This is a genomic window from Sorangium sp. So ce1014, assembly GCF_051521505.1.
Taxonomy (GTDB): Bacteria; Myxococcota_A; Polyangia; order Polyangiales; family Polyangiaceae; genus Sorangium.
Genome location: NZ_CP150356.1, coordinates 6,192,713 through 6,206,045, shown reverse-complemented (window position 1 = coordinate 6,206,045; position 13,333 = coordinate 6,192,713). Strand labels below are relative to the sequence as shown.

The following is a 13,333-nucleotide window of genomic DNA, read 5'->3' as shown; positions in this document are numbered from 1 at the left end:
GCGGCGCCTAGCGGTTGTCCTGGGAGAGGAGCGTGAAGCCGATCAGCTTGTAGAGCAGGCGCGCGCCGACGTTGCCGTCCCAGTCGTCCTGGTCGTCCTTGGGGGCGACCTCGTTCAGGTCGAAGCCCACGATGCGCCGCCCGCTCTTGTGGATGCGCCCGATCAGCGCGACGGCCTGCTGGAACGACAGGCCTCCGGGCACGGGCGTGCCGGTGCTCGGGCACAGCGTCGGATCGAGCCCGTCGATGTCGAAGGTCACGTAGACGTCGTCCGGGAGATCCTCCACGATCGCGTCGGCGATCAGGTGGAACGGCTCCCCCTCGAAGAGCCGATCGGCGATCGCGGCGTCGACGTGGGCGACCACGCGTCCGTTCGACGCGCGGATGAACCTGAGCTCGTCCTCGCTCATGTCGCGCAGCCCGACCTGGACGATCCGCGAGATCTTCGGGTGGCGGGTCGCGACGTTGTGCATGATCGAAGCGTGGGAGTCGGTGAATCCCTCGTACGCGTCGCGCAGGTCGGCGTGCGCGTCGACGTGGAGGATCCCCATTCCGGGGTAACGCTCGGCGTGCGCCGCGATCGTGCCGTAGGGCGCGGAGTGGTCGCCGCCGACGACCCCGACGATCTTGCCCCGCTCCATCCATCGCATGGCGAGCTCGGCGACGCGCTCGTTCAGCCGGCGCGACAGCGCGTTGACCGCCGCGAGGCGCGCCTCGAGGTCCCGGTCGCCGGCGACCGCTCCCTGGGCCGTGATCACCGGCTCGGCCGCCGCGCACGCCTCGGCGTTCCAGCGCACGATGTCGGGGTCGACGTCGAGCATCGAGATGCCCTGCTCGTACGGCCTGCCCGTGTGCAGGTCGAAGAGGTCGACCTGCCGGCTGGCCCGCAGGATCGCCGACGGCCCCTTGGCGGCGCCGCGGCGGTAGGACACCGTCGGCTCCCAGGGCACCGGGATGAGGACCACCCGAGCGTCCTCGGCCGCGTGTGGCAGCCCGTAGATCCCGTGGCCAACCGCAGGACCGTTCGGATCGAAACCGAGAGGGGATGAGCTCACGCGGCCACGTTGGCGGTTCGCGACAAGGTCGTCAAGCGCGAGCCTCGCCCGCCAAACGCGCGGCGGAGCGCGGCGGAGCGCTCCGCCTCACGCTCCGCAGAGCACCCGCGGAGCGCCTTCCACACCCGGGCTCGCCGGCGCGAGGTGCGTAGAGGTGATCGCACCGAGCGCGGGACATCGTGGTGAAACACGGGTGTCGTGCGCGACGCCGCGAAGCGCCCGTCGGAATGCAACTTGGGGGCTTCCAGCACCGACGAAATGGGGTACGAAGGGTGCCCAGACGATGGATGACGGGCCTCCGCGCCCGTTCGGATCGGCCAGCGCCGCGGCGCGCTGCCGGTCGATCCGGCGCGCGGGCCCATCGCACCCTGAAGAACAGCCATGCTCCGGTACCGCGCCGATATCAAGACGCTCCTCTTCGTCGCGACGTATTTCGCCCTCGTGGCGGTGCAATGGGTCTACGCGCCGCGCCCGCTCTGGCTCGCGATTCCGCTCCTCGCGATGACCTGCGCGTTCTCGTTCCTCGGCGCTGTCGCGACTCACAACTCGGTCCATTGCCCCGTCTTCCGGCGGCGCTGGATGAACCGCGCGTTCCAGGTCGCGCTCACGCTCAGCTACGGGCACCCGGTCAGCGCCTACGTCCCCGGACACAACCTCAGCCACCACAAGTACACGCAGTCCCGGCGCGACGTGATGCGGACGACGAAGGTGCGCTATCGGTGGAACCTGCTGAACGGGCTCCTCTTCATGAGCCGCGTGGTCCGGGACATCCTGCCCGCCGACATGCGCTACTTCAAGGCGATGTACCGGCGCAACCCGCCGTGGTTCCGGCAGATGCTCCTCGAGTCGGCGGTGTTCCTCGGCGCGATGGGCGCCCTCCTCGCGCTCGACTGGCAGAAGTTCGTCCTCTACGTGCTGATCCCGCACCAGTACGCCGCGTGGGGGATCGTCACCATGAACTACCTCCAGCACGACGGCTGCGACGAGGACAGCCAGCACGACCACTCGCGCAACTTCGTCGGCCGGCTGGTCAACTGGTGGACGTACAACAACGGCTTCCACTCCATCCATCACATGGAGCCCGGCCTCCACTGGAGCCTCTTGCCGGCCGAGCACGCGAGGCGCGTGGCGCCGTTCATCCACCCGAACCTCGACCAGCCCTCGCTCCCCGCCTACCTGCTCCGCACCTTCGTCTGGCCCGGAAAGCGCCTGCGCTACGACGGCGCCCCGGTCGTGCTCCCGCAGGAAGAGCCTGACGAGGAGTGGATCCCCGGCCCGAAGGAGACGCCGGGCGACGTCTCGCTGGGCGCGATCGCGCCGAGCTGACGCCCGGTCTCCTGTCCTTCACGCGCAGGACACCCTGCGGCGTGGGCGAGGGCCGCGGTGACCGCGGCCTCGCCATCCCTGGATACGTTCGAAGAGGCACCTTGCGGCCACGACCGGGAGCCCCGGGTCGTGGACGGCGCAAGCGTGCAGGGCTGGCCCGGCGCCTCGGCACCGGGCTCTCGCCTCCCCCGGGTCAGCGCGGCTGATTCTCGCGCGGCTGGTCTCCCCGCGACTCGCCGCCCCGGCGACCGATCTCGGCCATGTGCTGGCGATCGCCGCTCACGGCCTCGCCCCCCTTGCGTCCGATCTCGGCCATGTGGGCCCGGTCCTGGCTCACGCGCTCGCCGCCCCGGCGCCCGATCTCGGCCATGTGCTTGCGGTTCTGGCTGACGACCTCACCGCCCTTCTTGCCGGCGGCGCGGGCCTCGTCGCGCGTGAACTCGTGGGCCGTGCCCTTCTCGTGGGCTGCCTTCCCGCCCTTGCTGGCGATCTTGCGCTGACGCTCCTCATCCATGGCGGCGAACCCACGCTGCTGCCGCTCAATTGCCCTCTGCGTCGCTGACGAAGGCGGGGGCTCGCTCGGCGAGGCCCCTTTCTCCTCCTGGTCCTCCTCACTCCTGGAAATCATCCCACGATCATCCATGCTCGCCATCATCCTCTCCTTACGGTTGGCTCGCTCGATTCAGGTCTCCGAACGGGGCCTGCGAGCCGGTCGGGGGCGGCGCTTTCCGTCCCCGGCCGGTCCGGGCGAGGCCGGCGATGTCCGCCCCCTCCCGGTATCGGTCAGGGATCCAGCGTTCGCCATCCCCTCCCGGTGCCGATCGGGAAGCGGCGTTCACCGCCTCCCTCCCAGCTGCGGAAAGGCCGACAGGCCCTTTCCGCGGGGGCCTGTTGTACCGGGCGGAACAACGTCAAGCGGGCTGAAGGTTGGGACGCGACGAATTGGGGGGAAGCTCACCAGAGATGCTTTTGGAAATCGAGGTGAGCCTGGAAATACCGAGAATGTCGTGCTCCCGCCGCGCGTCATGCCCTCTTGGCGAAGTCCCGCATGAACGCCGTGAGGCGCTCCACCGACTCGACAGAGACTGCGTTGTAGATCGAAACCCGGATACCCCCGGTCGACCTGTGTCCGGCGAGGCCCACCATACCCTCCTTTGCCGCCTCGGCGACGAAGCGTTTTTCCATCTCCTCGCTGGCCAGCCGGAACACCACGTTCATGAACGAACGGCTCTCCTTCTCGACCGGAGCCCGGAAAATCTCCGGATGTGCGTCGAGGGTTTCGTACAGCAGCTCACCCTTCTTGCGATTCCGTCGCTCGACCTCTTCGAGCCCACCGATCTCAAGCGTATACGCGAGCACGTTGCGCATGAGGTAGATTGCGAATGTCGGAGGTGTGTTGTAGAGCGAGTTGTTGGCTGCGTAAGTGGCATAACGGAAAATGACAGGAATGTCTTTTCGCCCGCTGTCAACGACGTCCTTCCGGGCGATCACGACCGTGATCCCGCTCGGCCCGATGTTCTTCTGGGCGCCGGCGTAAACCAGGGCAAACCTGGAGATATCCATCTTGCGCCACAGGATGTCGGACGACATATCGGCGACGAGCGGCACGTCGCCCGTTTCAGGCAGCCAGTGCCACTGCGTCCCGAACAGCGTGTTGTTCGTCGTCATGTGGACGTAGGCGGCGTCCGGATCGAGCGAGAGCTCGCTCTGGTGGGGGACGCGGGTGTAGCGCTTGTCGACGGCGGTGCTCGCGGCGACGCGGACGGTCCCGACGCGCTTCGCCTCGTCCAGGGCCTTCTCGGACCAGCCGCCGGTCAGGAGGTAGTCGGCGCTCCTGCCGGGCGGCAGGAGGTTCATCGGCACGACCGCGAACTGCATCGCCGCGCCGCCCTGCATGAACAGCACGTGGTAGTCGTCCGAGAGGCCGAGCAGCTGCCGGAGCAGCGAGATCGCCTCTTTGTGCACCGCCTCGAATGCCTTGCCGCGGTGGCTGTGCTCCATGATCGACATGCCCGTCCCCTCGAAGTCGAGGAGCTCGCGCTGAGCGCGCTCGAGGGCGGGAAGAGGGAGCCCGGCAGGGCCGGCGTTGAAGTTGTGGACGCGCGCCATGGTGCTTCTCCTGAGGTTCAAGTCGGCGGTTCCTGATGCCGCCGCCGCGGCCGTATACCACGGGGGACGCCGGCTCCGCCCGGGCGAGCCGAGCAAGGGCCCGGGCGCGGCGGCCAGGGCCGCGCCGAGCTCCGCGTCTCGACGCCTGCCCGGGGCCGCGATCTGGGCTAAATTCACCGCTCCGGAGGCGAACGATGCTGGTGACCCGCGAAGAGATGGTGTTCGATTTCCAGGGCGCCAAGCTCGATCCCGTCAAGGACAAGGACGTGATCGTCTGGGCCGTCCAGCAGTTCCTCTACGGAGAGATCACCGGCGTCCAGATCGGCCACTGGCTGTACAACGCCCCGGATCTGGAGTCCGCGCGCTTCCTCGCGCGCCAGGCCGTCGAGGAGTTCCAGCACGTCGGCAACTTCCTCCGCATCCTCGAGATCCTCGGCGCGCCGCCGGAGAAGGCCGCCTGGAGCGTGCGCTTCCTCGCGACCGGCCTCATGGGCGGCGACTGGTCCGAGCACGTCGCCCTCGAGATGGCGCTCGGCGAGGGCCTCGTCCTCCAGGCGTTCTACGCGATGATCGACACCGTGGACGAGCCGGAGATCGTCGCGATCCTGAAGCGCGGCGTGCGGCAGGAGGAGCGCCACGTCGACTTCGGCGAGCGGCAGACGAGGAAGGCGATCGCGGGCAGGCCCGCGCTCCGGCGGCGGCTGCTCGGCCTCGCGCTCGTGTCGCTCTGGGGCGTGTCGCGGCTCGACGCGTTCATGAAGAAGCGCCTGCCGAAGGACCACCCGGCGCTGAAGCGCCTGCCCGATCTGGTCCGTCACTCGGTGCGGATCGCGGAGCTCCGGCTGACGCGCATCGGCCTGACCGACGCGCCGATCTCGTCGATGTCGGCCGCCCGCAAGCTCGCGCTCGTGGCGGAGGCGTACGCGGGCAAGCTCGTGTTCGGGCTCGCGTCGTGGGTGCTCTCGGTGCTCCTCTTGCCGCTCCGGCTGCTCGGCCTCGCGGGGCCGAAGCGGCTGACGGACACGTACCTGAGCGATCCGCTCGTCGTGGGCGTCGGCCGGCTCGGCGCCGCGGCGGAGGACGACCCGAGCGACGCCGGCGAGCAGGCGGGTCCAGGCGGCTCCCCGGCGGGGCACGGCGCGGCGGCGCGGGCCTGAGCGCGAGGGAGCGCGGGTGATCGACGACGAGGACGAGCGAGCCGCCGGCGACGGGGCGCCCGGCGCAGCGGCGACCGCCGGCGCGACGCGGGGCTTCCTCCCCGCTTCCCGGGAGCTGCCGCTCTTCGCCGAGCTGCCCGAGCTCTCGGGGCGGATCCCGTGGCGTCCCCTCGCGCACGCGCCGACGCCGGTCGTCCCCTGCGCTGCGATCGAGGGCTACCTCGGCCGCGGGGGCGTCTGGGTCAAGCGCGACGACGTGATCTCGCCGCTCTACGGCGGCAACAAGGTGCGGCGCTTCGAGTTCTTGCTCGCCGACGCGGAGCGGCGCGGGGCGCGGACGCTCGTCACGGTCGGCGGGCTCGCGTCGACGCAGGTCATGGCCACGGCCCTCTTCGGTCGGGCGCTCGGCTTCGCCGTCACCGCGGTCCTGTTCGACCAGCCGATCACCCGGTTCGGCCGCAGCGCGCTCCTCGCCGACGCGGCCAGCGGCGCGGAGCTCGTCCACGGCGGCGGGTACGCGACCACCGCGCTCCGGGCGATCCGGGCGCTGCGCCGGGCCGAGCGGCCCTACTTCATCCTGCCCGGCGCCTCGGCCGCGCTCCCGTGCCTCGGCTATGTCGACGCCATGCTCGAGCTCGCCGAGCAGGTCCGGCGCGGCGAGGCGCCGCGTCCCGATCGCATCGTCGTCCCCTCGGGGACGGGCGGGACGCTGGCGGGGCTCGCGCTCGGCGCGGCGATGCTCGGCTGGCCGACCACGATCGTGGGCGTGCGCATCACCGAGCGCGTCGCCTCGAACCGCGCCGTCGTCCGGTACGAGATCCGCAACATGAAGCGCCTCCTCGCCCGGCGCGCGCCGCGCTTCACCGGGCGGCGGCTCCCGCCTGTCCGCTTTGCGATCGATCACCGCGCGATCGGCCCCGGCTACGGCGCGCCGACCCCCGCGTCGATCGCCGCGATCCCCGAGGTGGAGCGGCTGATCGGCGTGCCGGGGGAGGTCACGTACAGCGCCAAGGCGCTCGCCGCGCTGCGCGAGATCGGCCGGGAGCACCCGGGGGAGACGATCCTCCTCTGGCAGACGCTCTCGAGCGCGCGCCCGCCGCTCGCGGAGGGCGGCGCCGCGGCGCTTCCGCCCGCGTTCGCGAGGTGCTTCGAGGGGGACGTCGCGTACTGAGGCGCGGCGCGCGGCGGCGCGCGCCGGCTCACTTCACGTGCAGGCTGTTCACGAGCTTGTCGAAGTCGGCGCGCGCCGCGGTGACCGTCTTCTCGGGGCCGGTCATCTTGAAGAACCAGGGATCGCCGGAGGGCATCTCGGCGATGGCGCCGAGCATGGCGTAGCTCGACTTCGGATCCTGGGCGGGCATGCCGGGCATCCCGGAGCCGGCGAACGTCCCTTTGACCTCGACGACCGTGACCTTGATGTCCTTGACCTTGAGCTCGGTGCGCTTCGGAGAGTCGTCGCTCTTCTGGGAGAACTGGCCGACCCAGCGCGTGATGTTCGCGTCCACGCTGCCGCCGGCCTGGCTGATGCTGAGCTCGGCGTCCTCGGTGTCGCCCGCGGCGCGCTTGATCTTGTACGTGGCCTTGCGCATCGAGTTGGGGTTCGGCGCGCTCTCGAAGCTCGCGGGGGCGTCCCAGGCGAGCTCGCCCGCGGCCGCCTGCTGGCCGCCGGCGGGCGCCGGGGCGGGCGCCGCGGGCTTGCTTGTCGCCGGCGGCTCGGGCGCCGACGTGGCCGTCGGCTCGGGGGTCTTCGAGCACGCCGCGGCGAGCGCGGCGACGAGCGGCAGGACCATGGCGGAGCGGAGCTTGATCATCGTGGGGTGCCTCGGCGTGGGTTCGCCGCGACTGTAGTCGCCGCGCCCGGAGCCTCAAGCCGGATCGGATCTGCGAGGGCGCTTCCAGCGCTCCGGACGGAGGCGCTGTCGGTCGTGCAGCCGCGCGCGCCGCCGTGATACCACCAAAATTCATGGAGCCCACCTTCCGGCGCGCCTTCAACGCGGCCTTCGGCCCGTCGATCTACGCGGACATCCTGGGCCGCCTCGAGCGGCGGCTCGGCTGCTCGATCCCGTTCCGCGTCGCCGAGACGCCGCTGTTCCTGCCGGGCAGGCTGCGCGAGAACCTCGAGCGCTCCGCGACGGAGATCGTCCAGCAGATCTCGCGCCCGGCGCTCATCGAGCAGATGAAGCGGGCCATCCCCGCGCACCTCGACGTCCCCGGCATGGACGCGCTCCCCAACTGCGCGCAGGTGGACTTCGCGATCGTGCGCGGCCCGGACGGCGAGCTCGAGGGCAAGGTGGTCGAGCTGCAGGCGTTCCCGTCGCTGTACGCGCTCATGCTCGTGCAGACCGAGATCATGGCCGAGGTGCTCGCCGGGATGCCCGGGCTCGACCGTCGCTGGTCGTGCTGCTTCGGGGGCCGGAGCCGCGACGACGTCGTCGCGCAGCTGCGCCGCGCGATCCTCGCGGGCGAGCCCGAGGAGTCGGTGGTGCTGCTCGATCTCGCGCCGGAGCAGCAGAAGACCTACCCGGATTTCGTGGCGACGAAGCTCCTCGTCGGCGTCGACGCCGTCTGCCCGACGGCGCTCGTCCGGGAGAGAAACCGGCTGTTCCGCCGCGTGGACGGGCGGCTCGTCCCCGTCCGCCGGCTGTACAACCGCGTCGTGTTCGACGAGCTCGAGTCGAAGCGCGTCGAGCTCCCGTTCCGGTACGACGAGCCGCTCGACGTCACGTGGTGCTCGCACCCGAACTGGTACTGGACCTGGTCGAAGTACACGCTGCCTTACCTCGATCATCCGGCGGTCCCGCGGGCGCGGACCCTGAGCGCGCTCGACGGTGTGCCTCCGGATCTCGAGCGCTACGTGCTCAAGCCGCTGTTCTCCTTCGCGGGCTCCGGGGTGAAGGTCGACGTCACGCCCGAGCACATCGCGGCCATCCCGGAGGGGGAGCGCTCGAGGTGGCTGCTCCAGGAGAAGATCGCGTACGAGCCGGCGCTGATGATGCCTGACGGGACCGGGGTGAAGGCCGAGGTCCGGATGATGTTCCTGCGCGCGCCGGACGAGCCCGAGCTCTCGCTCGCGCTGAACCTGGTGCGGCTATCGCGCGGGAAGATGCTCGGGGTCGATCAGAACCGGGATCTGACCTGGGTGGGCGGCACGGTGGGGATCTGGCCGGTCGACTGAGGTCGCGCGTCAGGCGTGGAGCGCGAGCTGCCACGCGCCGAGGACGAGCCCGGCCGCGGTCGCGCCCAGCGCGACCTGGACGAGGGGGCCGCGCGGCGAGGGCCGGTTGCGCAGCGACAGGCCGGCGACGAGCCCGATCCCGGCGCCGCTGATCAGGCCGAAGACGTGCGCGCCGAGGTCGGCGCGCGGGCTCGCGCCGAGGGCGCCGAGGAGAGAGAGGCCTCCCACGAGCGGCGCGACGAGCTGGAGGAGATGGCGCTTCTCGCCGCTGTCCCTGTCGTGCGCGCGGTCGAGCATGAGCTGCGTGGCGGCGAGCAGCCCGATCGCGCCGAACACCGCGGTGGAGGCGCCGATCGAGGCGTGGTGGTGACCGAGGCTCTGGTGCCAGAGCGCGTTCGCGAGGTTCCCGATCGTGCCCGAGGCGACGAGGGCGAGCGCGGTGCCGCCCGGCCCGAGGCGGCGCTGCACGGCGGACGCGAAGATCGTCCCGGAGATGACGTTGCCGATCACGTGGGCCGAGTCGGCGTGCAGCGTGAGCGCGGTGATGGCGCGCCACGGCTCGGGTCCCACGACGAGGTCGGCGACGGAGGCGCCGCGCTGGAACAGGCGCCCGCCGCCGCTCGCGGGGCCGGTGACGAGGAAGAAGAAGAGGGCGAGCGCGGCGAACGCGACGCCGGCGACCATGGACGGCGGGTGGCGCGGGCGCTCGCGCGGGCGGCGCGGAGGCCAGTCGCGGTTCTCCGCTTCGTACCGATCGATCGAGCTTGCGGCGAAGGCGTAGTCCTCGTCGCGCACGAGGAGCACCCAGCCTGCCTGGGTGTAACGCACCGCGTGCCAAAGCTCGCTCGACTGAAGGACGAGGGCCCATTCGCGGACCTTGCGTTCGGGCGTGACGGGCCCGATGGCCGTGAGCCCGAGCCCGTGGTTTTCGCCCTCTCCGCCGGGGGCATCGCTGTTCTCGACCATCGCCGCCCTCTCGCCGCGCGCCGGTGGCAGGATCGCGATCGGGACGAACCGCTCGCCAGCAGCATCTCGAGCACCCATACGGTCTTGTTCGCCCACGGCGGGTTCCTCCACGGTTGGTTGACCCCAGGTCGACGAAACCTGCGGATGAGGCTGGAGGCTGTCAACGCCGCCGCTCGGGGAGCCCGACCGCCTCTGTCCCGGCGTGCCCCGCGCGGCCGGACCCTTGTGCGCGCGGCGCAGCGGTGGCAGTGCGTGGCTGTGTCGACAGCCATCACGCAGGGCATCCGGGTTACCGTCTCGACGGTGTACGTCCCCACGCAGTCATCCCCGACGGAGCATCGCTACGTCTTTGCCTACACCGTGCGGATTGCGAACGAAGGCACCGAGCCTGCCCAGCTGAGGACGCGGCACTGGATCATCACGCACGGCAGCGGGAAGGTGGAGGAGGTGCGCGGCCCCGGGGTGGTTGGCCAGCAGCCCTCGCTCAAGCCTGGTGAGCACTTCGAGTACACGAGCGGCTGTGTGCTCGAGACCCCTCGCGGCACGATGCGCGGCACCTACCAGATGCACCGCCCTGACGGCCGCGTCTTCGACGCCGAGATCGCGCCCTTCACCCTCGCGATGCCGCACTCGCTGAACTGACCCTCGCCAGCCGGGGAGCGCCAGCGGGGAGGGGACCCGCGCGCGCGGGCACCCCCTCCTTGCTGGCTCGGTCGCCTCCGAGCTACCCGACAGCCGCCGGCTCCACCGCCGCCCCGCTCACCTTCGGCTTCTCGGCGTCTCCCCCGCTCGCCGCCGTGAACTTGAACGTGAAGTCGTCTCCCTCGAAGTCGATCGCCACGTTCCCCCCGTTCTCGAGGGCCCCGAAGAGCAGCTCATCCCCGAGCCGGCGCTTGATCTCGTTCTCGATGACGCGCCCGAGCGGCCGCGCCCCGTTCGCCGGATCGTACCCGCGCGTCGCCAGCTCGGCCCGCGCCCGATCGGTCACCTCGACGGTGACCGACTTGTCGGCGAGCATCGCCGCGAGCTCGCCGATGAACTTGTCGACGATGCTCCCCATCACCGACGGATCCAGCGGCCGGAACATGATGCGCGCGTCCAGCCGGTTCCTGAACTCCGGGCTGAACGTGTTCTTGTAGGCCCTGTCGTCGTCGCCCGCCGTGCCCCGCTCGCCGAAGCCGACCCGCGATTGCGAGAGCTCCCGCGCGCCCACGTTGCTCGTCATGATCAGCACCATGTGGCGGAAGTCGCTCTTCTTGCCGTTGTTGTCGGTCAGCGTGCCGTGGTCCATCACCTGGAGCAGGACCTGGAACACGTCCGGGTGCGCCTTCTCGATCTCGTCGAGCAGGAGCACCGCGTGCGGCGTCTTCGCCGCCGCCTCCGTCAGCAGGCCGCCGCGATCGAACCCGACGTAGCCGGGCGGCGCGCCGATGAGCCGGGAGACGGTGTGGCGCTCCTGGTACTCGCTCATGTCGAAGCGCAGGAAGCCGATGCCGAGCGCCTTGGCGAGCTGCTTCGCGAGCTCGGTCTTGCCGACGCCGGTCGGGCCCGAGAACAGGAACGAGCCGATCGGCTTCTCCGGCGCGCGCAGCCCCGCGCGCGACAGCTTGATCGCGGACGCGAGCTGCTTCACCGCCTCGTCCTGGCCGAAGATCACCGAGCGCAGCGACCCCTCGAGATCCTTGAGCTGCGCCTTGTCCGAGGTCGACACCTGGCGCGGCGGGATCTGCGCCATCTTCGCGATGACGAGCTCGATGTCCGCGCTCTCCACCTTGTAGCCGTCGCCGTGGCGCAGGCGCGCCGCGGCGCCCGCCTCGTCGAGCAGATCGATCGCCTTGTCGGGCAGCCGGCGATCCTGGAGGTAGCGCGCCGACAGCTTGGCCGCGGCCTCGATCGCGTCGGGCGTGTACGTGACCTTGTGGAACTCCTCGTAGCGCTTCTGCAGGCCCTTCAGGATCTGCGTCGTCTCGTCGACCGAGGGCTCGGGCACCTCGATGCGCTGGAAGCGCCGGGCGAGCGCGCTGTCGCGCTCGAGGTGGCCGCGGTACTCCTGGAACGTTGTCGCGCCGATGCAGCGCAGGCGGCCCGACGTCAGCGCGGGCTTGAGCAGGTTCGAGGCGTCCATCGTCCCGCCGCTCGCGGCGCCCGCGCCGATGATCGTGTGGATCTCGTCGATGAACAGGACCGAGCCCGGCTGCTTCTCCAGCGCGCGCAGCACCGCCTTGAGGCGGTTCTCGAAGTCGCCGCGGTACTTCGTGCCGGCGAGGAGCGCGCCCATGTCGAGCGCGTAGACGGTCGCGTCCTTGAGCGGCGCGGGCACCTCCTTCTTCTCGATCCGCTGCGCGAGCCCCTCCACGATCGCCGTCTTGCCGACGCCGGCGTCGCCGATGAGGAGGGGGTTGTTCTTGCGCCGCCGCGCGAGCACCTGGATCGTGCGGGAGACCTCGTTCTCGCGGCCGACCAGCGGATCGATGCGCCCCTCGGCCGCCTCCTTGTTGAGGTTCATCGTGAACGCGGCGAGCGGGTCCTTGATCGACTGCGCGTTGCCGGGCTCGCCGCCCTCCTCCGACGACTCCTCGCGGAGGCTGTCGTCCTGGCCGGTCTTCGAGATGCCGTGCGACATGTAGTTCACGACGTCGAAGCGGCTGATGCCCTGCTCGCCGAGGAGGGTCACGGCCTGGCAGTCGCGCTCGGCGAACATCGCGACGAGCACGTTCGCCCCCTTGAGCTCCTTCTTGCCCGAGGACTGCACGTGCATCGCGGCGCGGCCGACCACGCGCTGGAACCCGAGCGAGAGCGTCGGGCTCGTGTCCGCGTCGTCCGGCAGCGCCTCGATCTCCTCGTCGAGGAAGCGCTCCAGCTTCTTCTTGAGCAGCGGGGCGTCGCCCCCCGCGTGCCGGAGCACCTCGGCCGTCTCCTCGTCGAAGAGCAGCGCGTAGAGCAGGTGCTCGATGGTCACGAACTCGTGCCGGCGGCGCGAGGCCTCCCGGGTGGCGAGCGAAAAGGCGATCTCAACTTCGGGGCTGATGCGCATGGTCATTCCGGCTCGGCGGTCAACCGAAGGGGCATTCCGTGCTCCTTGGCGAAGTCCTGGACTTGGGCGACCTTGGTCTCCGCGACATCCTTCGTGTACACGCCCGCGATCCCGTGGCCGCGGTGGTGCACGCTCAGCATGATGTGCGTGGCCTCCGTCTCGGTGCGGTGGAAGAACTTCATCAAGACAAGCACGACGAACTCCATCGTCGTGTAGTCGTCGTTGTGGAACACGACCTTGTAGCGGCGGGCCTTCTCGACCTTCCGTTCCCGCTCCGTCGCGAGGTCGCCCTGCTTGTCTTCTCTTTCCTCAGGATCGTTCGGCATAAATCCGTCGGGAAGGATAGCAAGCCCCCCGCCTCCGCGAGCGGCCGACGAAGGAGGCTCCCGCTCGCGCAAGCATGCTCCGCCGGAACGTGTTCCGCCACGCGCGGCCCTGGATTTTCCGTCCGCCGTGGCGTTCTGGATCCGGGGCCGCTCAGGGGCCGCTTAGAAGGCTTGTCGGGTCCGCCC

The 13,333-nt window shown here is 70.6% G+C and carries 12 protein-coding genes; 5 read left to right on the top strand and 7 right to left on the bottom strand.

What is annotated here, in order from left to right:
• Window positions 1–7 precede the first annotated feature (7 nt).
• Window positions 8–1,054, bottom strand: coding sequence for an agmatinase family protein (locus tag WME75_RS23340; protein ID WP_437494681.1), 1,047 nt, complete (start codon window positions 1,052–1,054; stop codon window positions 8–10).
• A gap of 381 nt (window positions 1,055–1,435) precedes the next feature.
• On the opposite strand from WME75_RS23340, the gene WME75_RS23335 reads away from it, so the two are divergent.
• On the top strand, window positions 1,436–2,380 hold the full coding sequence (locus tag WME75_RS23335; RefSeq protein WP_437494679.1) for a fatty acid desaturase family protein: 945 nt from the start codon (window positions 1,436–1,438) through the stop codon (window positions 2,378–2,380).
• Between the two features lie 193 nt (window positions 2,381–2,573).
• On the opposite strand, the gene WME75_RS23330 is transcribed toward WME75_RS23335, so the two are convergent.
• Both WME75_RS23330 and serC read right to left on the bottom strand, forming a co-directional pair.
• Window positions 2,574–2,894: a KGG domain-containing protein gene (locus WME75_RS23330; RefSeq protein WP_020737259.1), complete on the bottom strand. Its 321-nt coding sequence runs from the start codon at window positions 2,892–2,894 to the stop codon at window positions 2,574–2,576.
• Between the two features lie 509 nt (window positions 2,895–3,403).
• Window positions 3,404–4,489, bottom strand: coding sequence for a 3-phosphoserine/phosphohydroxythreonine transaminase (serC, locus tag WME75_RS23325; RefSeq protein WP_437494903.1), 1,086 nt, complete (start codon window positions 4,487–4,489; stop codon window positions 3,404–3,406).
• A 194-nt stretch (window positions 4,490–4,683) separates the two neighbouring features.
• Here serC and WME75_RS23320 point away from each other — a divergent pair, with 194 nt between their 5' ends.
• Together WME75_RS23320 and WME75_RS23315 are read left to right on the top strand one after the other, a co-directional pair.
• A complete protein-coding gene (locus WME75_RS23320) occupies window positions 4,684–5,646 on the top strand; it encodes a ferritin-like domain-containing protein (protein ID WP_437494678.1) in 963 nt (320 codons plus the stop codon).
• A gap of 16 nt (window positions 5,647–5,662) precedes the next feature.
• A complete protein-coding gene (locus tag WME75_RS23315; protein WP_437494676.1) occupies window positions 5,663–6,817 on the top strand; it encodes a 1-aminocyclopropane-1-carboxylate deaminase/D-cysteine desulfhydrase in 1,155 nt (384 codons plus the stop codon).
• Window positions 6,818–6,845: 28 nt separating this feature from the next.
• On the opposite strand, the gene WME75_RS23310 is transcribed toward WME75_RS23315, so the two are convergent.
• Complete coding sequence (locus WME75_RS23310) at window positions 6,846–7,457, bottom strand: hypothetical protein (RefSeq protein ID WP_437494674.1); 612 nt, start codon at window positions 7,455–7,457, stop codon at window positions 6,846–6,848.
• 152 nt (window positions 7,458–7,609) lie between these two features.
• Here WME75_RS23310 and WME75_RS23305 point away from each other — a divergent pair, with 152 nt between their 5' ends.
• Window positions 7,610–8,821, top strand: a complete 1,212-nt coding sequence (locus tag WME75_RS23305; protein WP_437494672.1) for a hypothetical protein — start codon at window positions 7,610–7,612, stop codon at window positions 8,819–8,821.
• Between the two features lie 9 nt (window positions 8,822–8,830).
• On the opposite strand, the gene WME75_RS23300 is transcribed toward WME75_RS23305, so the two are convergent.
• Window positions 8,831–9,865 carry a rhomboid family intramembrane serine protease gene (locus WME75_RS23300; RefSeq protein WP_437494670.1) on the bottom strand — a complete coding sequence of 345 codons (1,035 nt, stop codon included), beginning with the start codon at window positions 9,863–9,865 and terminating at the stop codon, window positions 8,831–8,833.
• Between the two features lie 180 nt (window positions 9,866–10,045).
• On the opposite strand from WME75_RS23300, the gene apaG reads away from it, so the two are divergent.
• Window positions 10,046–10,429: a Co2+/Mg2+ efflux protein ApaG gene (gene apaG, locus WME75_RS23295; protein ID WP_437494901.1), complete on the top strand. Its 384-nt coding sequence runs from the start codon at window positions 10,046–10,048 to the stop codon at window positions 10,427–10,429.
• Window positions 10,430–10,511: 82 nt separating this feature from the next.
• Here apaG and clpA read toward each other — a convergent pair whose 3' ends face one another.
• Both clpA and clpS read right to left on the bottom strand, forming a co-directional pair.
• Window positions 10,512–12,827, bottom strand: coding sequence for an ATP-dependent Clp protease ATP-binding subunit ClpA (gene clpA / locus WME75_RS23290; protein ID WP_437494668.1), 2,316 nt, complete (start codon window positions 12,825–12,827; stop codon window positions 10,512–10,514).
• Window positions 12,824–13,147 (bottom strand): ATP-dependent Clp protease adapter ClpS, encoded by a 324-nt coding sequence (gene clpS / locus WME75_RS23285; protein WP_437494666.1) that lies wholly within the window; start codon window positions 13,145–13,147, stop codon window positions 12,824–12,826. The genes clpA and clpS overlap by 4 nt, the downstream gene beginning before the upstream one ends.
• Between the last annotated feature and the right edge of the window lie 186 nt (window positions 13,148–13,333).

What these genes read in the sequence shown, in the direction of transcription:
- WME75_RS23335 (WP_437494679.1), top strand. Translation starts at nt 1,436, where the DNA reads ATGCTCCGGTACCGCGCCGATATCAAGACGCTCCTCTTCGTCGCGACG.
- WME75_RS23330 (WP_020737259.1), bottom strand. Translation starts at nt 2,894, where the DNA reads ATGGATGAGGAGCGTCAGCGCAAGATCGCCAGCAAGGGCGGGAAGGCA.
- serC (WP_437494903.1), bottom strand. Translation starts at nt 4,489, where the DNA reads ATGGCGCGCGTCCACAACTTCAACGCCGGCCCTGCCGGGCTCCCTCTT.
- WME75_RS23320 (WP_437494678.1), top strand. Translation starts at nt 4,684, where the DNA reads ATGCTGGTGACCCGCGAAGAGATGGTGTTCGATTTCCAGGGCGCCAAG.
- WME75_RS23310 (WP_437494674.1), bottom strand. Translation starts at nt 7,457, where the DNA reads ATGATCAAGCTCCGCTCCGCCATGGTCCTGCCGCTCGTCGCCGCGCTC.
- WME75_RS23305 (WP_437494672.1), top strand. Translation starts at nt 7,610, where the DNA reads ATGGAGCCCACCTTCCGGCGCGCCTTCAACGCGGCCTTCGGCCCGTCG.
- WME75_RS23300 (WP_437494670.1), bottom strand. Translation starts at nt 9,865, where the DNA reads ATGGGTGCTCGAGATGCTGCTGGCGAGCGGTTCGTCCCGATCGCGATC.
- clpA (WP_437494668.1), bottom strand. Translation starts at nt 12,827, where the DNA reads ATGACCATGCGCATCAGCCCCGAAGTTGAGATCGCCTTTTCGCTCGCC.
- clpS (WP_437494666.1), bottom strand. Translation starts at nt 13,147, where the DNA reads ATGCCGAACGATCCTGAGGAAAGAGAAGACAAGCAGGGCGACCTCGCG.